The sequence below is a fragment of the Mycobacterium botniense genome, assembly GCF_010723305.1.
GTDB classification, from domain to species: domain Bacteria; phylum Actinomycetota; class Actinomycetes; order Mycobacteriales; family Mycobacteriaceae; genus Mycobacterium; species Mycobacterium botniense.
The window spans coordinates 527,361-546,901 of sequence record NZ_BLKW01000002.1 but is presented as its reverse complement, the minus strand read 5'-3'; the positions used below and the strand labels follow the sequence as shown (position 1 = coordinate 546,901).

16 protein-coding genes and 1 pseudogene are annotated in these 19,541 nt (G+C 67.6%); 6 read left to right on the top strand and 11 right to left on the bottom strand.

The window, feature by feature from the left end:
- Nucleotides 1–74: 74 nt before the first annotated feature.
- The gene (locus G6N08_RS02830; protein WP_371868944.1) at nt 75–866 is read left to right on the top strand and encodes a DUF5131 family protein; all 792 of its coding nucleotides are present in this window, start codon (nt 75–77) and stop codon (nt 864–866) included.
- On the opposite strand, the gene tcmP is transcribed toward G6N08_RS02830, so the two are convergent.
- The 3 genes from tcmP to G6N08_RS20470 all read right to left on the bottom strand — a co-directional run bounded on the left by tcmP (nt 807) and on the right by G6N08_RS20470 (nt 3,050).
- Nucleotides 807–1,925 (bottom strand): three-Cys-motif partner protein TcmP, encoded by a 1,119-nt coding sequence (gene tcmP, locus G6N08_RS02825; RefSeq protein ID WP_163754052.1) that lies wholly within the window; start codon nt 1,923–1,925, stop codon nt 807–809. The genes G6N08_RS02830 and tcmP overlap by 60 nt on opposite strands.
- 125 nt (nt 1,926–2,050) lie before the next feature.
- The gene (locus tag G6N08_RS02820) at nt 2,051–2,674 is read right to left on the bottom strand and encodes a hypothetical protein (RefSeq protein ID WP_246216583.1); all 624 of its coding nucleotides are present in this window, start codon (nt 2,672–2,674) and stop codon (nt 2,051–2,053) included.
- A gap of 61 nt (nt 2,675–2,735) precedes the next feature.
- A complete protein-coding gene (locus tag G6N08_RS20470; protein WP_246216582.1) occupies nt 2,736–3,050 on the bottom strand; it encodes a hypothetical protein in 315 nt (104 codons plus the stop codon).
- Nucleotides 3,051–3,091: 41 nt separating this feature from the next.
- Here G6N08_RS20470 and G6N08_RS20465 point away from each other — a divergent pair.
- Both G6N08_RS20465 and G6N08_RS02815 read left to right on the top strand, forming a co-directional pair.
- Nucleotides 3,092–3,169, top strand: a pseudogene (locus tag G6N08_RS20465) (zinc ribbon domain-containing protein); the annotation flags it as partial.
- A 62-nt stretch (nt 3,170–3,231) separates the two neighbouring features.
- Nucleotides 3,232–4,476, top strand: coding sequence for an HNH endonuclease signature motif containing protein (locus G6N08_RS02815; protein WP_163754049.1), 1,245 nt, complete (start codon nt 3,232–3,234; stop codon nt 4,474–4,476).
- 499 nt (nt 4,477–4,975) lie between these two features.
- Here the strand turns inward: G6N08_RS02815 and G6N08_RS02810 are convergent, their stop codons facing one another.
- Nucleotides 4,976–6,052 carry an HNH endonuclease gene (locus G6N08_RS02810; RefSeq protein WP_163754046.1) on the bottom strand — a complete coding sequence of 359 codons (1,077 nt, stop codon included), beginning with the start codon at nt 6,050–6,052 and terminating at the stop codon, nt 4,976–4,978.
- A gap of 562 nt (nt 6,053–6,614) precedes the next feature.
- Here G6N08_RS02810 and G6N08_RS02805 point away from each other — a divergent pair.
- Complete coding sequence (locus G6N08_RS02805) at nt 6,615–7,961, top strand: serine hydrolase domain-containing protein (protein ID WP_246216581.1); 1,347 nt, start codon at nt 6,615–6,617, stop codon at nt 7,959–7,961.
- Between the two features lie 866 nt (nt 7,962–8,827).
- On the opposite strand, the gene G6N08_RS02800 is transcribed toward G6N08_RS02805, so the two are convergent.
- The 5 genes from G6N08_RS02800 to G6N08_RS02780 form a co-directional block, all read right to left on the bottom strand.
- Nucleotides 8,828–9,103, bottom strand: a complete 276-nt coding sequence (locus tag G6N08_RS02800) for a hypothetical protein (protein WP_163754040.1) — start codon at nt 9,101–9,103, stop codon at nt 8,828–8,830.
- Between the two features lie 165 nt (nt 9,104–9,268).
- On the bottom strand, nt 9,269–10,414 hold the full coding sequence (locus tag G6N08_RS02795) for a MinD/ParA family ATP-binding protein (RefSeq protein WP_163754035.1): 1,146 nt from the start codon (nt 10,412–10,414) through the stop codon (nt 9,269–9,271).
- 412 nt (nt 10,415–10,826) lie between these two features.
- On the bottom strand, nt 10,827–11,978 hold the full coding sequence (locus tag G6N08_RS02790) for an FIST signal transduction protein (protein WP_163754032.1): 1,152 nt from the start codon (nt 11,976–11,978) through the stop codon (nt 10,827–10,829).
- A gap of 116 nt (nt 11,979–12,094) precedes the next feature.
- On the bottom strand, nt 12,095–14,665 hold the full coding sequence (locus tag G6N08_RS02785) for an SEC-C domain-containing protein (RefSeq protein WP_163754029.1): 2,571 nt from the start codon (nt 14,663–14,665) through the stop codon (nt 12,095–12,097).
- A gap of 66 nt (nt 14,666–14,731) precedes the next feature.
- Nucleotides 14,732–15,442, bottom strand: coding sequence for a TVP38/TMEM64 family protein (locus G6N08_RS02780; RefSeq protein ID WP_163754026.1), 711 nt, complete (start codon nt 15,440–15,442; stop codon nt 14,732–14,734).
- Between the two features lie 100 nt (nt 15,443–15,542).
- Here G6N08_RS02780 and G6N08_RS02775 point away from each other — a divergent pair, with 100 nt between their 5' ends.
- On the top strand, nt 15,543–16,487 hold the full coding sequence (locus G6N08_RS02775; protein WP_163754023.1) for a class I SAM-dependent methyltransferase: 945 nt from the start codon (nt 15,543–15,545) through the stop codon (nt 16,485–16,487).
- A 179-nt stretch (nt 16,488–16,666) separates the two neighbouring features.
- A complete protein-coding gene (locus G6N08_RS02770; RefSeq protein ID WP_163754020.1) occupies nt 16,667–17,020 on the top strand; it encodes a VOC family protein in 354 nt (117 codons plus the stop codon).
- A gap of 147 nt (nt 17,021–17,167) precedes the next feature.
- Here the strand turns inward: G6N08_RS02770 and G6N08_RS02765 are convergent, their stop codons facing one another.
- Nucleotides 17,168–17,479: an EthD family reductase gene (locus tag G6N08_RS02765; protein ID WP_174813240.1), complete on the bottom strand. Its 312-nt coding sequence runs from the start codon at nt 17,477–17,479 to the stop codon at nt 17,168–17,170.
- Nucleotides 17,479–19,533, bottom strand: coding sequence for a phenylacetic acid degradation bifunctional protein PaaZ (gene paaZ / locus G6N08_RS02760; protein WP_163754015.1), 2,055 nt, complete (start codon nt 19,531–19,533; stop codon nt 17,479–17,481). Before paaZ ends, G6N08_RS02765 begins: the two co-directional genes overlap by 1 nt.
- Between the last annotated feature and the right edge of the window lie 8 nt (nt 19,534–19,541).

Below are 19,541 nucleotides of genomic sequence, written 5' to 3'. Positions count from 1 at the left end.
ACTGCCTCGGATAACGCTCAGCGGCCCGCGTCGAGCACGAACGCGCCCAAGCATATTTCGATCAGACTGGAGCGATGGTGGCTGATCGGTCTGCGATCGAATGGACAGAGGTTACATGGAATCCTGTGACCGGGTGCGACCGGATCTCCGCTGGATGTGACCACTGCTATGCCATGAGGTTGGCTAAACGTCTCAAGGCCATGGGATCGGACAAATACCAAAGCGACGGCAATCCGCGCACGTCTGGTCCGGGCTTTGGCGTCGCAATCCATCCTCGTTCGCTTGATGAGCCACGGAGATGGCGCAAGCCCCGTACGGTATTCGTCAACTCAATGAGCGATCTATTCCATGCACGGGTTCCGCTTGCCTTCATTCAGGACGTGTTTGATGTCATCTCAGACACCCCACAACATACCTATCAAATACTCACTAAGCGAAGCCTTCGGCTCAGTCGAGTAGCTGGCAAACTTCATTGGCCGACAAATCTTTGGATGGGCGTATCGGTTGAAAATGCCAATGCCCTCAACCGTGTTTCTCACCTGTGCGAGGTACCAGCGGCCATCCGGTTCCTTTCTTGCGAGCCTCTGCTCGGGCCCCTGACCGGTCTCAACCTAGAGAGGATTCATTGGGTGATTGTCGGGGGTGAATCAGGGCCTCGCTATCGCCGTCCAGAGATCTCATGGGTGCGGGAGATCCGAGATGCCTGCAACGACGCGGGGGTAGCGTTTTTCTTCAAACAATGGGGAGGTCGCACACCCAAGTCTCTAGGTCGCTACCTGGATGGTCGAGTCTGGAATCAGACGCCGCTACCTGGGAGCGATTCGCAAGTTCTCCGTCTTGCCACCGACACCAGTCGACGGAGTTAATCCTTTCGCGTGTAGCGACTTGATCGCCCTTCGCACAACGGTTTCGCCAACTTCGCCATAATGGTCGCCGAATACCCGCAGCGGATACTCACCAACGGTCACCTCCCCCTTTTCAGCGGCAAGGCCGAGCAAGTTAGTTTCAATATCCGGGAGAGCTCTGTCCTCGAGTTCGGCTCGGCTCAAGTTCAGATTGAGCCTGCCGGCACGTGTATCTGCGGCTTTGCGACCCTCGTCAAGACACTTGGCGGTGGTGTCTCCGAAGTGCCACGCGCCGCGCTGGTAGCGCGTCACAAATACGAGGCTGTAGAGCGGCTTATGATGGAGATCACGTCGTACGGGGATTGACGCAACGAAGGCGCTGGTCGCACGGCTTAGACGGCGGATAAACTCTTTAACGACAGCATCAACTGCGTCATCAGTTACACCTTGCGCGAAGTATTTTCGCCACCATTCACCATCTACTGCCCAGTCAAGCTTTTCCATTGTGCGCACGTTGCTATGCGCAGATCGTACATGTCCACCGATCCGGCGTATTGCCTCATAGCTGAAGTTAATAAGTGCTTCTGTCGGAGGCCAGTTATGCTTTCGTGGTCGGTTCAAAGCTGCGGCCAAATCGGCGAAAGGCAATCCAACGCCCGTAGGATCTACGAACAAGAACAACGGTAAGCCATTTGCTTCAGCCACAACACTTCTCAGTCGTGCGGCGAAGTTAATCCTTTCGGCAGTTACGTTGATGCCCTGGTTTGCGTACTCCGCACAGAGACAACTCAACGTCTGATAACTGGCCCGGTTGGTCTCAAAGAACCGCAGGATGTATTCGGCCGGATGATCTCGGTCGTGTTTACGCTCAAGAGCCCACCGCAGCATCATGCCAGCGGAGCCGAGCGCGCCGTTCTCATAAACGCCCCGTCCTGCGTACCCATCGACTATAACGACTTTTCCTCCCTGCATCGATGTTCTCGACAAAAAGATGGGCGAGTAGCGACGCAAAATGCAATGCTTTATGACGCTCGGGAGATTCGGGCCTCCCCAATAGTCGTCACCAGCCCCAGTCGCCATTGGCGCTAGCCTTCCGTATCGTGGCAACACTAGTCGGCACGTTGCCAAAATCGATGCCTCACGTTTACGACCCCGACATCGCGGCTGATAGGTCTGAGAGGATTTTGGCACAAAGATAGTGATGGTCAGGGCAGGCCGGCGCGGTCGAATTCCCGTTGCAGGCGCGGGCGGCGGCGGTGTTTCTCGCGGAGTTCGGCGATCAACTCATCGACGGCCGCGGCTTCCGGCGACCCGGCGGCCAGGGCGCGCATCTTCTTCAACCGCCGGGCGGCGCTGCGGTAGTTTCGCGCGTCGGGACCGGCCAGCTCGCGCTCGGCCAGTCCGGAATAGACGGGCAGGACGGCAAGCGGGTCTATCATTTCGTAGGCATTCGCAAGGTCGCTCCAGGTGCGGTCGTCGTCGAGGCCGAGCTCATGGGCCAGCGCCCAGGCGTAGGGAATGTCGTTCAGCGACAGCTGCGCGAACAGCACCACATCGCGCGGATGCGAGGCCAGGCGCGCCATTACCTCGTCGCGGTAGTCGGGCCAGGCCGCGCCGGCGTCCCGGTACAGCCGGCCGGCGGTGGTCGAGGACGGCCAGCGGCGAAACACCTGCAGGCGGGCCTCGAGCAGCTCGTCGGGGCGATGGGCGGCCAGCAGGTCGCACCAGTACTCGGCGGCCCGCCGTGCCTGGTGGCCGTCGTCGAAGTCGCTGGCTTGTTTGGCCCAGTCGGTCGCCGCGTCGACGTCGCCGATTTCCCTCAGCGCCACGGCGGTGTCGTGCAGCCGTCGAGGGTGAAATAGTCGCAGTCGTTGTCGAACTGAAACTTCATCATCCAGTCGATGAGCTTGCCCGGGGCCACCCGGGCGCGCGCCGCAACGACTGGGTGCAACTCGAGAAGATCCCGGCTGCATCCCCGATGATTCCGCTGGAGTCATCGGCGCGCATGATCACCGTCAGCGCTGCAGCGATCGCGCGCTGGGTCACGGCGAACACCTCGGCGGGGTCACCGGCGCCATGGGCGGCGTTGCGCAGCATCGCGACGGCCTCGTGCATCCGGGTGCCGTGCGCGTTGGCCACACTGCGCCGCCACACCTCGGCGCGAGTTCTGACCAACGGCAACACCGCGTCGGCCAGAACAGTCACCACACCACACCATGATGCGGGCTGCGAACCGCACCCACCGCGACCAGGCTGGTGGCCGTGAAGCGCGGCAGGCACGCAGCCGCAAGGCGGCCGAACATCCCCGAGACGGGGTGCAAGTCGGCCCCGCCCGGGCGCGGGTCGGCGGCCCAAACTTGTCGGACCCGGTTGCGATGATGTCGGTATGTCGTTGACCGTGTCGTCTGCCGCGCCGGTGAGCCCTGCCGGGCGGGTGGAGGTGTTGTTCGAGGAATTGGCGCAGTTGGCTGGTCAGCGCAATGCGATTGATGGGCGCATCGTGGCGATCGTCGCCGAGCTGGACCGCGAGCAGCTGTGGGGGGCGACGGGGGCGCGGTCGGTGGCGGCGTTGGTGGCCTGGAAGCTGGGGGTGTCGTCGGCCAATGCCCACACGATCGCCACCGTGGCGCGCCGGCTTAACGAGTTTCCGCGTTGCGCGGCGGGCCTGGCCGAGGGGCGGTTGTCGCTGGATCAGCTCGGGGTGATCGCCGCCCGGGCGGGTGAGGGCTCCGATGCGCATTACGCGGCGCTGGCGCGGGTGGCCACGGTCAACCAGCTGCGCACCGCGGTGAAGCTCGAACCGCGACCCGAGCCTGATCCTGCGCCGCCGCCGCAGCGCTCGATCACCAAAACCAGCACCGAGGCGTTCACCTCGTGGCGCATCAGGCTTCCCCACGATGAGGCGGCGATGTTTGAGGCGGCGCTGGCGTCTCATCGGGAGGCGCTGATCGCCGAGTGGACACACGATCACGGCAATGCCGAGCGCATATCGATGAATTGTCCCCCGGTGCCTGGCAGTATCGAGGCGTTTTTGCGCCTGGTGCAGACCGGATGGGACGCTGAGGCGGTTCGGCGCCCGCACGGGCAGCACACCACGGTGGTGGTGCACGTGGACGTCACCGAGCGTGTTGGTGCGCTGCATGCCGGTCCGTTGCTGAGCGACGCGCAACGCCGATACCTGACCTGTGAGGCCAGCTGTGAAGTCTGGTTCGAACGCGACGGCGAAGTTATCGGCGCCGGCCGGGCGACCCGGGTGATCAACCGGCGGCTGCGCCGCGCGCTCGAGCACCGCCACCCCAGCTGCGCGGTGCCCGGCTGTGGGGCCACCCGCGGCCTGCACGCCCACCACATCCGCCACTGGGAAGACGGCGGCCCCACCGAGTTATTCAACCTGGTGTTGGTCTGCCCGTATCATCATCGGTTACACCACCGTGGGGGGATCACCATCGCCGGAACCGCCGACGATCTGACCGTCACCGACCGCTCCGGGCGACGCCTTCACGCAGGATCCCTGGCACGCCCGCCCACCAAACCCCCACCCGCTGTGCCGCCGTGGGCCGGACCCACCGGCGAACGCGCCCACTGGTGGTGGTATGAGCCCTTCCAACCCCACCCACCCCCACCCAACTAGCCCGGCCAGCAGCCTCGTCTGGAAGCCGAAACAAGTTGGGGCATACTAAATCTCGTCTGCGCTACCCACTGCCAACGGATCGTGATAACCACGGTCGGCAATCAAGCCTGCACCGACCCCGATCCGACAGCCGACGCCCTCATCAAGATCCCCGCTGACGTACGCAACTGGTGCAAAGATGGCCGGCCGAAAAGTGACCCCCGAGGCCCAGACTTGAGCCAGCATGACAGCCCGCGGTAGCAGCCCCAACCCGCACCCCGGCGGCGCCCAACGCCTGATCGCGGCGGGCACCGCGGCCCTGCACCCCCCCTGCCGGGACTTTTATTTACTGTCGCGACCGCTGTTTAGAACAGCTATCGGGTCAGCAACGTGGAGCACAGCAACTGCATTCTCCGTCGCCGACGCGGCGGCGACCGGCGCGGCCACCGCCCGCGACAGCCGGAATGAGCTGCTCAGCAAGCCGAACGTGAAGCGTAACTGCGTTCCCGACCAACACGATTCACGTCCACGACAGCGGGAAGCCGATATCCAGCCGGGCGGTCTGCTTATACCCTGACCAGGTCGGAACACCGGCGGGCTGCATGCGATAAATGCCGCACGCCGCGGCCACGACCCGGTCGCGCTGGGTGGGCCACTGAATCTCGGAGGAGATCTGCTCCAGCACTGCTCGGTCGCGCTGTAGCACCCGGTCCATGATCGACACCGCGGGCAGCGCACCGGCCTTGTCACCGTTACAGCGGGCGCATGCCAGCACCAGATTGGCCAGCCCGTCGATACCCACCAGTGACCATGGCAGCACATGATCGATGGGATTGTTCACCGGCAGGTGCGTGCCGCAGTAAAAGCAGTGCGGGCCGTACACCTCTTTGAACGGTTCGCGCACAGCAGCCAGGTCGGTGCGGTCACGACCGAACAGATGGCCCGCCACGTCGGGAACCTCGGCGTACAGGAACTTGTTCATCCGGCGCACGTCGTCGACCCACATGATCTCCAGCGCCGGTTTGAGTAGCCCGGCGAGTCGGGCAAGGCCGTGTGCAACACCGGGTTTCAATTCGATAGCGTCCCCGTGGGCGCGCAGGGTGGACCGCGACACGTGGTCGTGCAGGAATGAATCATCGTAGAGGAAAGGATCACTCGTCGACGAGCCCGGCAGTTTCTGCAGTCGATGCAGCGGCTGCTGGGCCAGGCACAGCGTGATCTCGTCGATGGCCCGTTGGTAGGCCGCAGGCGCGCGCAGCCGGGCGATATCCACCGAGACACCAGTGCGTGTGACCCCGGCCGCCTCACGTAACGCATTCGTGGCGATCAGGATTCGTGCTCGCGACTGGGTGGATTGGCGCAGTTGGTGGCCCTCGAACGGGCGCACCTGCGGCCAGTAGATCTCCAGCACCCGATGCGCGAGATCGGCAATCGGCACCCGTAACACATCGGCGGGCCGCTCGGGCAAGTTCTCGATGCAATGGTCAATCAACGCCATCAACGTGGCGAGTTTGTACGTGGCGGTGCGCAGGCCGGTCTCGAGGATCGCCACCACACGCTGCCCGAGCAAAAGCGGATCGACCGCGTCACCGCCCACCGCGCACCCGCGACATCAGCCCGGCGAAGTAGAACCGCACCACCGCATTATCGCCAGGAACAAGACCCCGTGGGCCAATTCGCCCGCGACAAGAATCCCGACACGGCCTGCAGGCGCACGCCTGCCTGAGCGACGCGCGTGGCGGTACTCAGGGTTCCCGAAGTGTCAAAACGAGAGAGGTAGCGTTGGTCTGGGAGGCGCGCTGGCCGTTTTCGAACGCATCCAGGCTGGCCGCGCCCGCGCGCGCCAGATCAGGGAACTCCGCCTCATTAAGGCTGGCCGCGATCAGCCAACAGTGGGCCACCGATTGCGGATCGTCTCGTCGCGGCTCTCGCCGGGCTATCCGGGCGTACAGTCGTGCCCTTGGACAACGACTTTGCGCCGATAGCGCAGAAGCCGGGACAACCGCTCGAAGCGGCGCCGTCTGACCGCGTCACCAACCGTGGGGTGCCTGCGAGCACGGATTCGCTACGCTGGCATGGGTAATCAGCGGCAACGACACTCATCGATCCGGACCGGTCCGCGGGGCCCGGCCAGAAAGGCCGTTGCCGTTGGGACTGTCTTGCTTGCGCTCGCTGCGGCCTCCTCGCGTGGCTATGCAGCGCACACCGCAGAAAGCGGCAGCGCGCCGACAACGCAGGGGCCGGCTGCGTCTGCGATTTCACCGGCGACGCAGGCCACCGATGCGGCTTCCGCACCTGAGTTCGCGGCAGTCTCCACGCTGATCAACGATGCGATTGCGGCACAGCGGTTTCCGGGTGCGGTGGTGGTGATCGGGCATGCCGGCAAGATCGTCTTCCACCAGGCGTACGGCGCGCGCAAGCTTGCCGGCGAACCCGGGCTGGACGGATCGCCCGCACCCGCAGAGCCGATGAGCGAGGACACGATCTTCGACCTGGCGTCGTTGACGAAGTGCCTGGCAACGGCCACTGCCGTCATGCAGCTGTACGAACAGGGCAAGGTTACATTCGACGATCCCGTGCAGACGTATTTGCCCGACTTCAACCCGACCAACGATCCCCAGCGCGCCAGGGTGACGGTTCGCATGCTGCTGACCCAGACGTCCGGCGAAGCAGTCGATATCAGCCTGCAAGATCCGTGGGGACTGGGGCGAGCCGACAAAGCAGAAGGCGTTCATCGTGCGCTGAGTGCGCCCCTGCAATCGGCTCCCGGCGAGGTTTTCCGCTACTCCGACATCAACTTCATTCTGCTGGGTGCGCTGTTGGAGAAACTCAGCGGCGAGGCCGAAGACGACTATGTTCAGCGCAATGTGTTTGCTCCGCTTGGCATGACAGACACCGGCTATCTTCCTGCGGCCAAAGCATGCGGTCCACATACGCTGCGCGGGGCTGCGATTGGCTGGGCTGCCGGGCCAAAAGCGCGCGCCTGTGCGGCAGGGACCTGGCGCACCAGCGTTGTGCCGCGTATCGCGCCGACAGCACTCGACGAGGAAAGCCGAGCCGATCCGGGCAAGAATCCCGATTATGGTTTTCTGCTTCGCGGCAGCGTGCATGACCCGACGGCGCGGCGGATGGGGGGCGTGGCCGGGCATGCCGGGGAGTTCTCCACAGCGCACGATGTGGCCGTCTATGCGCAGGCGCTGCTTGATCGGCTTGCCAATCGCCCCAGCAGGTTTCCGCTCACGCAAAAGACGCTGCAGCTAATAATGGCGACACCTGAGCAGCCCGGGCACATGGATCCTCGTGACGTCTTGGCCGGTGCCGGGCACCAAGATGGCGTTACGGGTGGCGGTATCGGGATTGTTGAGAGCGATTGCGGCGTGGCCGAATTCGTCGAGCTGCCCCAGGTAGCGTTTCGGGCCGTCCTTGGAATTCAGCTCTGCTTCCACCGCTTTGTAGCCTTGCAGATGGTTTCTGGCCACCGCCAACTGCGTTTGCAGGGCGTATAGGGCGCCGTCGTCGACGTTGTGGCCGTGCATCATCTCATCGAGGCTGTGCTGCATGCGGTCGATGTCGGCTTGCGTTTGCTGCTCAAGCTCATGCAGGTGCAGCCGGTGGTAGTGGTCCTTGCCCAAATGGTCGGGAGGGTCCCACGGCATCCCGGGATGGTTGCCGATGTCGTGGTCGTAGCTGTAGACCTGGTCTTTTTGTTCCGGCGTCAAGCTTTGCCACCAGTCGTGGAATTTTTTGGGATCCTCCGGCGGCAAATCACTTGGCCCGCCTTGCTTCCAACGATGGTCGAGCGGCTGCGCGTCGGCGCCGCCCGACTCCGGAAACGTGAGCTTCCCCCAGCTTGCGGTGGCCTCGTGGAGTTGGGCGGTCAGATGCTGGTCGTTGGCCACCAGCTGACCGACGCGGTGGCGGATGTAATTGGCATGCGCCTGGGCTTCGGCTTGGCGTTGAACCAGCTGCTCGCGCGTGGTGACCTCGCGGGTGTCGGTCACGCTGTAATCCTCGCTCACTGCGAACCCGTCGCGCTGGGCGTCCTCGACCGCGTCCAGGACCAGACGTTGCCCGGCCTGCAGCGTGTCTTGGCCGCGGCGGGCGATCGCCGCTGTGTCGGGCAAACCCCACAGAAACGGGCGCGCGGTGATCACATCGGCGTCGGCCTGAGCGATCGCTGCCTCAGCGGCCGCCCCCTCCCATGCCACACCGCCGGGCGCACGCACCTGGTGGGCCAGCTGCTCCAAGGCTTTCTCGGCGTCACCGGAGATGCGCTCACACCAGTTGGCGAACTGCCCCAGATGACCAAACGTCGATGCCCGCAGCTCCGACAGCGTGGGCCAGCCCTGCGGCAAGGCAGAGACACCGGCCATCACCGCACCAGTTCACGCAACATCACCGCATTGTCCTGATCGGTCGTGGGGTAGGCGGCGCCCGCCGCGCCGTAGTGGCGGCCGCGATCGGCGATCCGGGTCGCGATCGCGCCCAGGTTTGTGCGGGCTGCGGCGGCGGCCAGGTTCACCGCACCGACATTGGACTGCCAGGCTGAGGCCGCCACCACCGGCCCCGCGGTGTGCGCGGCCAACCCGGCGCTGATCGTCTCGCAATCGGTCCCTAGCTGCACTAACCCGGCGGCGAGCACCCGCACGACCCGGGGTCTGGGCTGGCATGCGTGGGATAGTAAGCCCTGCCCGCAATCACCCGCCACTCACTTAGTCACGGTCGCTGAATCGCTGAACAGACCCCGCGAAAACCAGCCCGGCAGGCCGGGCCGGCGTCACGTCCCGGCGCCCGGGCCGTCGGTCAGCCGGCCTCAGCGGATCATGTCCATCCAGGCGCCCAGGTCGTCGTCATGGTAGGGGCGTATATGGCTGGTGGAAAAGTGTTGCGCCACACCGGCGGCGAGCTCGAGCACGGCCTTGCGGGTGCGCGGTTTGAGGGCGCTGAATTCGACGGCCAGCCCGTCGGCCAGATGCGGGTCGTAGGGCACCCGGAAGACCTCCGACACGAACTTGGCGAATTCGTTCTCGACGACTTTCAGGTCGACAAGCGGTGGGCCGTCCCGAGTGGCGTTCAGGGCCACCACGCTGCGCGTCAGCAACCCGTCGAACCCATGCGCATACAGCCAATTCAAGGTGGCCAACGCGCCCTCGACGCCGCGCACATCCTGGGATGCCACCACCACCAGACCGCTGACATCACCGGCGATCGCGGTGAACAACGGATCGGTGATCGACGTCCCGCAGTCCAGCAAGATCACATTGCAGTGCCGGTCCAGGATCCTCATCGTCGCCGCGTAGTCCTCCGGGCCCAAGGTGTAGGTCGACTTCGGATCATTTTGGGCGCCAAGCAGTTCGAGCCGGTCGTTGTTTATCACGGTGTGCAGGCGCACGGTCGAGTAGCGGTCGCCGTCCTGCAGCGACGCCACCTGCTGGATGTTGGCGTGCGGGCCGCCGCGTTCACTGAACCTCGCCGAAAGATCACCCAGATCCGGGTCGACGTCGACAGCGATCACCCGATCGCCACGCGCCCGGGCCACCACATTGCCCACCGCCACGGTCATCGTGCTCTTGCCGACACCGCCCTTGGCCGAGACGAACGCCACCTTGTGCACACCGTCCAGCGAAGCGCGGATCCGGCCGACCAACTCGGCGGCACGCCGCTGCTCAGCGCTCGGTCCCGGATTGACCCGCCCGCCGGTGACGGTGGCGATCAGCTTGCGCCAGCCGTGCGCGGCGCGGGAACGCCGGCGCGCCGCCAAAAACATCGGCCCGTCCTCGTAGGGAGGATGAGGAACCGGCTGGGCGTCGCCGGCCGGATCTTCCGCGTCGGTCGCCGGCCCGTGCGCGTCAGCCGCGGGGTCGGCCGGGGAATGCTGGGCCCGGACATCGGTGGTGCAGGAGCGCGACTCGTCGTCAGATCGCGGTTGGTGACGAAGCGGCTCGGGTGGAGTAGTCATACCGGTTCGTACTCTTTCCGCTCGTGGGGTGTGGTACGGTGCGGTGCTGGCGCTAACCAGGCTTTTGAGAGTAACCGAGCCCCGGGGCCACGAAACGGCCGCGCACCAGTAACCCGGTGCGCCACCGGCCCGCCCCGTTGACCGGGTGTTCGATCTGCGGGGTCCCGCAGCCGCAGCCCCGCGTCCTGCGGAAACGCCTGCTCAGCCTCGGCGCGGATGGTGATCGGCCCGAGTCTGTTTGTGCGACCAGGTTTTCCGGTTGCCACGTCGGTGCCGCCGGCTTATCGCCGGTGCGGCAAGGGGCATCCCGGTGTCACGGAAAAGTCGCTCCGAGGCGGGCAATTCGGCTCATGCGTCACCGGCGACGGGTTGGGCGGATAATGCGCCATGCGAGTGTTCCGCCGCCAATGGCTTATTCGATGAACAGCGCCATCGACGCGGTGAATCCGTGCAGCGCATTACGGCCCGCGATGGGGCCGATCTCCCCGGCGGCGAAGAAACCGGCCAGCGCAATCGGCCCCAGCAGGTCCTGGATGGTGGCCGCGTCGTGGTCGGGCACCCCGAACATGCGTCGCCCGCGCCCGTTGCAGGTGAACAGCAGCGCGCCCACCGGCCGTCCGGGCAGCTCGGTGGCGGCCCGCTCCACGGCCAGGCGCAGATCCTTGTCGGCCCCCGCAGGGTCGCGCACCTGAAACTGCACGGTCGCCCCGATCTCGACGGGCTGGCCGATCTCGATCGCCCCGCTGGCCGGGTCGGCGCCCAGCAGCCCGCGGATCAGGAAGTCCCCCTGCCCCGGGGCCGCCAGGTGCTCGTCGACGAGGATGCCGATCTGCAGGCCACGGCTGACCAGTTCCTGTTCGCCCAGCGGCAGCCCGGTGACGATCTCGCGCAGCCGTGCCAGCGGCGGGCGCCCGCCCAGCTCGGTGATCACCGCGCCCTCAGCGCCGGTGACGATGTAGGGGTGCCCGATCGGCCGGCACCCCTGCGACACGATCGGCACCGCATGCACCCCGGGCAGACGCACCCCGACCAGGCCCGACGTCAACACGTCACGGCCGCGAAACAACCTGGTGGCACCCGCTGTCGGCCCGGCGCTGACCAGCCCGCCCACCACGGCCGTACCCGGCAGATCGGTGTTGAGGTGCTCGATGAGCAGATGCGACGGGAAGGTGTAGGGGTCAGCCAGCAGCAGATACAGATCGTGCCCGCCGGGCTCGAACCGATACCCGGTGAGCAGCCCCCCGGCGCCGGTGCGCACAAACTCCAGCTGAAAGGTCTCAGCGGCCAGGCCCGAGGCCAGCCACACCGCCACCGCGGGCCCGTCCTCGAGCTCGCGGCGCCCGGCGACCACCGCCTGGGCCACACACCCGATCAGCGCGGGCGGGGCGAGCAGCTCCTGCACCGCGGCCACGATGTCGGCGGCCCGCTCGGTGTGGGATCGCGACGCCACAAGCACGGCCAGCGACGGCGGCGCACCGGCGAGTTCATCGCGCGCCTGCGCCGCGGCCTGCGCCGCCGCCTGCCGCGCATTGGGCGCGCTGGAAACCCCCACGCCGATCCGCACCCCTCCATGATGCGCTACCGGGGCCGCGACGAAACGCTGAACGGCGCAACCCCGATCATCGGCGCCGCAGCACGTGGTGTCAGAAGTTTTGAAAACGGTTGCCCGTTCGCCGGCCGCTACAGGCGCAGCGCGGCGCGCAGCCGATCGGCATCCATGCCGCCGCGCGCGGATTCGCCGGCGGGGAAGGTGTCCAGGAGTTTGATCAGGTCGCCGCGGCGGGTGGGGTCGTCGGCGGCCTGCCGCGGGGTGTGGCCGGCGAGCGCGGGGATCGGCTCGTCGAGCCAGGCGGCCTCGTAGCGGCGGATGAGGTTCTCGACAACTGCTGCCACCTCGGGGTCGTCGGGTTCGAGCGCGTCCGCTCCGCTACTCGGCAGCTGTCCGGCCAGCTTGGCGGCGTCGCGGATGGTCGGGATCGGGCGCCGAGAATCCTCCAGCACCGTCATCGCGGGGTCCAGGCGCGCCAGCGTGGCCAGGACCCGGTCCATGCGCATTTCGCTGTTGGTTTCCACCCGCAGCGTGTCATCCTCGAGCGCCAGGTTGGCCCGGATCCGCTGCATGCCGCCGGTCGTGACGTGTTCGAACCAGCGCGGCGGTCGATCACCCTCGACCCGGTCGTAGGTGTCGTCGAGTAGGGGCAGCAGGGCGACCGGGTCGGCGGGGCGCACGCTGGCCTCGCAGAGCGCCAGCGGATCACCCTCGGTGTTGACCAGCGCCGGCGGGGCGAACCGGCGGCTCAGCCATGCCACCAGTGTCACCGGGTCCGGCCCGGTGTCGAGCAGATCGATCAACGCGTCGCGTTGGTGCAGCCCAACCGGTTCGACCCCACCGAAAAACCGGCTGCTGTCCCCGGCGGGCAGCACCCGCGTGCAGACCAGCTGCCCGGCCTTGAGCTGACGGCTGCCCAACCGCTCCCGCACCTGGTGCCGGTCTCCGGTGCGCACATCGCGCACCGTGACACCCTGCCCGGGCCGCACCTGCTCGACCTCGAACACCGAGCGTTGCATCAGCAGCCACTGCTCGGCCAGCAGCCGCTCGTCGTCGGGCAGCAGCGACCCGCGCACCGCCACGAACTCCGCGAACGCGCCGCCCTCGAACAGCACCGCGTCGATCACCAGCGGATCACCCAGCGCCGCCTCCAACGCGTCGGGATCATCCGCGCTGTAGCGAGCACGTTCGTAGCCCACCTCGACCAGCAGGTCGTTCCAGCCGCTGCGCAGCGTGTGCTGGATCGCCTTCGCATACAGCCAGCCCGCCCGCTCGGTCAGCGGAAGCTGCTCACGCCCAAGATGGCATTTTTTGTACTTGCGCCCAGATCCGCACCAGCACAGCTCGTTTCGGCCCAGGTCGCGGCGCGGCTCGGCGCGATGCAGCTCCAGCAGCTCCACCAACGGGTGGTCCGGCTCGGCGTCAGCGCGGCGCAGCAACGCCAGCCCCCGTTCGGCGTCGCCGCGATCGGACGCGATACGGGCCAGATCCAATAGCGGCAGCGGCCAGTTCGGATCCAGCGACTCGGCCGCCAGCAGCTCACCTTCGGCACCCTCGATATCGCCGATGCGTTCCAGCGCCACTGCGCGCAGCCAGCGACACGCCACCCGCGCCGCGCGGGGCACCCGCGGCTCCAGGATCCCGGCGAACACGCCCAGCGCGGCCGCTCCGGCACGGCCGGTGCCGACCGTCTCGGCCACCAACACTTCGGCCAGCAGCGGTTCGGCCAGCACGGCCCCGAGCTCACCCACCAGCCCCAGGATCTGCTCGGCCTGAGACCTGCTCATGTCCTCGGCAGCCGCGGCCAACGTTTCCGCGGGGGGCTCGTCCGCGTCCGCGTCGGCGGCCGCGATCAGCAGCGAGAGCTGGTCGTAGATCTGCAGCAACGTGTACAGCGCAACCGCGTCATCGGGGTCGAGATCGTGGCGCTCGGCCAGCGCCACACACCCGCGTTCGAAAAACCACCGGTCGAAATCGAACCCGGCGGGTGCCAGCCACTCGCCGCGCTGCGCCAGAGCGTGCTCGCCGACGAGCTCACCCAACGGCGGCGCCGGCTCGCGCAAGAGGCTCGGGTCTGCCGCGCACGCCGTCCACACGGCCGCAGCGAAATACACCGGCTCATCACCGTCGAGGGTGGCCGCCAGCCGGGCGGCCACCTCGGCCGCGTGCCGTGGCGTGGCGACCCGCTCGACGACCAGTCCCTGCTCGTCCAGCCGCACCCCGAGCAGGTCGCCCTCGGCCACGCCCAACCCGCGCAGCGTGCCCGGCGCCAACAGCAGCGCCCCGTTCGGGTCGATCACCCCGGCCGGGATGCCGCGCTGCTGCAGCAGCGCGCCGTCGAACTCCTCGAGCACGACCCGCGCCGGCGACCCGTCGGCCAGCCGCCGGTACTGCTCGTGTTCGCAGAGCGTGCTGATCGGATCCAGGTCCGGGGTCACGGTGAGGATGTCGTGGGCTATCTCGGCTGCGCCGAGCCGGTGGGTGAAGGTGCGCCCGCTCAGCAGCGCCGGCAGCCACACCCAGCGATCGTCAACCAATTGCCGTGCTGGACAACTGATTTCATCGAGAACCTCACCCAGCAGCGGATCCGGTTCGGCTTGCCCGGTTTGGCGCAGCCGCGCGGCGATATCGTCTAGGTGCAAGGGGCCGTGCTCGGCCAGGAGTTCGGCGATGGTCGCGGTCGCGTCCAGTGTTGTAGCCATCCGATCACCGTATACGCCGCGGGCCGAGTTGCGAACCCGCCGCGGCGGCGCGTCGCGCCGGATATCTCAGTGCACCCCGGTGTGCCCGCCACCGCCGGCGCGGCCCCGCCGGTTCCGGTAGGCGCGCCGCGCAGCGAACGCGCCGACGATGGCGGTCACGGTCCACACCGCTACCGCCGCATAGGCCAACGGCCCGGAGCGCTCAGCGATCGAAGCGCCCAGCGCGGTGTAGACGAATGCATGTGGCGCCGAACCGATAAACGCGCCGACCGCCATCTGCCACACCGGAACCCCCAACGCCCCGAACGCATAGGAGGCCAGCGCATCGGAGATGCCGGGAATCACGCGCTGACCCACGACCGCCCACAGCCCGAGCCGTTCGATCAGCGTGTCGACGCGGTCGGCGCGGGCCGCACCCAGCAGGGCCCGCGCGCCGGCCCGGCCGCCCCGGCGGCCGACCACACTCGCGGTGACAGCGGTGCCCACCGTCGCGGCCAGCGTCACGGCGAGGCCCAGGGCCGGACCGAACAGCAGACCGCTGCTGGCGGCCAGGACCGGACCCGGCACGAACAGCGCCCCGAGCACGGCCGAGGCCAGCACATAGATCAGCGGCGCCGCCGGCCCGCTCGCCGCGACCACGTGCTGCACCACCCCGATGTCGACGACCCTCTGGACGGCCACCAGGTAGAACAGCCCGAGCAGCGCACAGGCGAACACGGCCAGCCGCACGATGTGGCGCTGCCGGGATTGCGGTACCCAACCGTCGGTGTCGACCATGCTGAGGGCGATTGTCCCGCACCGACAGTGGCCGTCCCGGACGCGGGATCGCCTCACGTATGGTCGGCGGTGGTGGGTTGGTGACCGAAAAGGAGCGCGTGTGACAAGAACTGACAACGACACCTGGGAGATCACTGAGAGTGTGGGCGCGACGGCGCTGGGTGTGGCGGCGGCGCGCGCGGCAGAAACCGAAAGCGCCAACCCGCTGATCCGCGATCCGTTCGCCCGGGTGTTCCTCGACACCGTCGGCGACGGCGTGTGGAGCTGGTATGAGGCCCGCGAGCTGCCCGCCGAGGTCGTTGCCGCCGAACCCGACCTGCCGCGGCGCATGCGCGCGATGGTCGACTACTTCGCGTCGCGGACCGCCTTCTTCGACTCGTTTTTCCTCGACGCCACCAACGCCGGCATCCGGCAGGCGGTGATCTTGGCGGCGGGGCTGGATGCGCGGGCCTGGCGGCTGCCGTGGCCGGACGGTGTCACCGTCTACGAACTCGACCAACCCCGGGTGCTGGAGTTCAAATCATCGACATTGCGCGCCCACGGCGCCGAGCCGGCCTGCACGCGGGTCGCTGTCCCCGTGGACCTGCGCCAGGATTGGCCGACGGCGTTGCGGCAGGCCGGGTTCGACGCATCGGCGCCCAGTGCGTGGTCAGCGGAGGGGCTGATGCCGTATCTGCCGGCGGCGGCCCAGGAGCTGCTGTTCACCCGGGTGCACGCGCTGACCGTCACCGGCAGCCGCGTCGCGGTCGAGGCGCTGGCACCCGACTTCGCCGACCCCGAGGCCCGCGCGCGGCGCCGCCAGCGGATGGAGCGTATCCAGGCGTTGATGGCCAACGCCGACCCCCACCGTCAGGTTCCGCGCAGCGACGAGCTGTGGTACTTCGAGGAGCGCGACGACGTCGGTGACTGGTTGCGCCGGCACGGCTGGCAGGTGACGGTGACCCCGTCGGCGGAGCTGATGGCCGGCTACGGGCGACGACCGCCCACGGAGATCGAAGACGCCGCCCCGCGCAATCTGTTCGTCTCCGCGCAGCGGGCGGGGTAACACCCGGGGCGGTTCGTCGGGCTGCTCACCGCTGAGCCGCGCCGGCGCAGCCGCGGCAGTCGAGCCCGCGCACCGGCAGGTCAGCCGCCGCGCCACTGTACTACCGTCGAGGAGTGCCCAACCGGCGCCGTCCGGTGCGGGTCGAGGTGTGAAAGCGGTTGAGCGACAAGGAGGCACCAGTGAGCGACCACGAAGTCAAGATGATCATCCTGTCCACGGACAACCTGGACGAGTCGATCAAGTTCTACAGCGAGACCCTGGGGATGCCGTTGAAGTTCCGCGATGGTGCCCACTTCGCCGCCCTCGACGGCGGGCCGGTCACCCTGGCGTTGGCGACGGCGGTGGACCACCCCATACCCGGGCAGGTTGTCGTGGGCATCAAAACCGCCGACGTGGACGCCGCGGCCAAAGCGGTCGAGGCCAGCGGCGGCGGCATCGCGAAGGGCCCCTACGACGACGCCCACGAACGCCGCGCCGTGGTCTACGACAACAAGGGCAACGGACTGGTGTTCTACAAACCGCTGAACCGCTAACCGCTGCTAGCGCTTCAGTAGCCACCCGATCATCGGCAACACCGACGGGGCCGGCGCCCACCGGGCGGACCCCGGGGTCGGCCGCACCTGCGGCCCGCCCGGGATCACCGACACGCGGCCCCGGCCGGCTGCCGTCAACGACCCGCGTTAGCCGAGGATGACGTTGTGCTCCTCGAGGTGCATCGTCACCCCGCCGGTGGCGAAGTTGGCGACGTCGGCGCCGGCGGCCCGCATCTGCGCGGAGCGCAGGGCGGTTGTGAGCGAGTCAGCGTCGGCGAACCCCAATCGGGCCACCAGATAACAGGGCGGGCCCGAACCATCCAGCGAACGGCATTTACCCGTGGTAAAACTCACCAGCCCAGGGATTTTCAGCGCCAGCGGGATGTGGACGCGGGTGTAGTAGTCGTCGAACGCCGCCGGGTCGGCGGGTTGGCCGTAACACACACAGACCAGATGCATCAAACCTCCCGGGGTTGGCCGGCGGGCCGCTTGGCCACCAGTGTCAGCACGTCGTAGGTGGCGACCGCCGCGCCGTCCTGGTTGGTCACCACGGTGTCCCAGCGCACCTCCCCGTAATCCGCGGAAGCCCTGGGGGTCAGCTGTTTCGCGGTGAGGGTGACCGTCAGGCTGTCACCGGGTTTGACCGGGGTGAGAAAGCGCAGATTGTCGACGCCGAAATTGGCCAACACCGGGCCGGGACTGGGCTCCACGAACAAACCCGCCGCTAGTGACACCACCAGGTAACCGTGCGCCACGATGCCCCCGAACAGCGGGTTTTGCGCCGCCGCAACCGGATCGGTGTGCGCGTAGAAGGTGTCCCCGGTCAACGCGGCGAACTGCGCGATATCCTCGGCGGTCACCGCGCGCGGACCGCCGACAATCGTGTCGCCGATCCGCAGCTCCTCCAGGTATTTCCGGAACGGATGCACACCGCCGCTGTGCCGGGCCGCGCCGGTGATCCAGCGCCCGGCGACCGCGGTGAGCATGTCGGGGGAGCCCTGCACGGCGCTGCGCTGCATGTAGTGCAACACACCGCGGATGCCGCCGAGCTCCTCGCCCCCGCCCGCGCGTCCGGGCCCGCCGTGCACCAGGGTGGGCAGCGGCGAACCGTGCCCGGTGGATTCTTTGGCGTCGTCGCGGTCCAGCACCAGCAGGCGGCCGTGATACGCGGCCACGCCGAGCACCACCCGGCGCGCGACTTCCGGATCGTGGGTGATGACAGATCCCACCAGGCTGCCCCGGCCCCGGATGGCCAGCGCGACGGCCTCGTCGATATCGCCGTAGGGCATCAGCGTGCTCACCGGCCCGAAGGCTTCCACCTCGTGCACGGCGTCGGCGGTGTTGTCGTCGGCGCGCAGCAAAAGCGGCGGCAGGAAGGCCCCGCGATCCGGGTCGGCGCCCTCCACCGCGACATGCTGCGGATCGCCGCTGATGAGGCGGGCCGCGTCGGTGAGGCTCTTCAGCGCGCGCAGCACCTCGTCGCGCTGCGCGGTGCTGGCCAGCGGGCCCATCCGGACACCGTCGAGATCGGGTTTGCCGACGACCACCGCGGCCAGCTGGGCCGCCGTGGCGTCGGCCACCGTGTCGAGCAGCGGACGCGGCACCAGGGCGCGGCGGATGGCGGTGCATTTCTGCCCCGCCTTGCTGGTCATCTCGGCCACCAACTGCTTGACGTACAAGTCGAATTCAGGTGTGCCGGGGCCGGCGTCGGGACCCAGGATGGCGCAGTTGAGCGAATCGGCCTCGGCGTTGAACCCCACTCCGGCGCCGACGACCCGGGGGTGGCTGCGCAGCCGCGCCGCGGTGGCCGCCGAGCCGGTGAACGCGATGACGTCTTGCTCGCCGAGCTGCTCGAGCAATCCGTCCGGGCTGGCGCACACCAGCTGCAGCGAGCCCTCCGGCAGCAGACCCGACTCGACGATGTGCCGCACCACCAGCTCGGTCAAGTAGGCGGTTTGATGAGCGGGTTTGACGATGGTGGGCAGCCCCGCCAGAAACGCCGGCGCCAGTTTCTCCAGCATCCCCCACACCGGGAAGTTGAACGCGTTGATCTGCACCGCGACACCGGGCCGTGTGGTGTAGATGTGCTGGGCGACGAATGTTCCCGCGCGTCCGATGCTTTCAGTTCCCCCGTCGAGATAAACAGTGTCGTTGGGAAGTTCACGCACTGCCTTGCTGGCGTAGCTGAGCAATACCCCGATACCGCCGTCGACGTCCAGCGCCGAGTCACGCGCGGTGGCCCCGGTGGCAAACGACAGCGGGTAGAACTGGTCCTTGGCGCCCATCAGCCGCTTGCCCAGCGCCTTGAGCGCCGCGGCCCGTTCATGGAACGTCAGCTCACGCAGCGCCGGACCGCCCACCCGCCGGGCGTAGTCGACCACCGCGGCGAAATCCAGGGCGCGCGTCGAGTAGCGGGCCACCTCCTCACCGGTGGCGGCGTCGGCGAGCGGCACGCCGTCGTCCTGCGGGGTGCTCCACTGCCCGGCCACGTAACTGTGCAACAGCGCCGCCATCCCAGCGA

Coding starts and splice junctions, on each gene's coding strand:
- G6N08_RS02830 (WP_371868944.1), top strand. CDS start 75: ATGGTGGCTGATCGGTCTGCGATCGAATGGACAGAGGTTACATGGAAT.
- tcmP (WP_163754052.1), bottom strand. CDS start 1,925: ATGGCGACTGGGGCTGGTGACGACTATTGGGGAGGCCCGAATCTCCCG.
- G6N08_RS02815 (WP_163754049.1), top strand. CDS start 3,232: ATGTCGTTGACCGTGTCGTCTGCCGCGCCGGTGAGCCCTGCCGGGCGG.
- G6N08_RS02795 (WP_163754035.1), bottom strand. CDS start 10,414: ATGACTACTCCACCCGAGCCGCTTCGTCACCAACCGCGATCTGACGAC.
- G6N08_RS02785 (WP_163754029.1), bottom strand. CDS start 14,665: ATGGCTACAACACTGGACGCGACCGCGACCATCGCCGAACTCCTGGCC.
- G6N08_RS02780 (WP_163754026.1), bottom strand. CDS start 15,442: ATGGTCGACACCGACGGTTGGGTACCGCAATCCCGGCAGCGCCACATC.
- G6N08_RS02765 (WP_174813240.1), bottom strand. CDS start 17,479: ATGCATCTGGTCTGTGTGTGTTACGGCCAACCCGCCGACCCGGCGGCG.
- paaZ (WP_163754015.1), bottom strand. CDS start 19,533: ATGGCGGCGCTGTTGCACAGTTACGTGGCCGGGCAGTGGAGCACCCCG.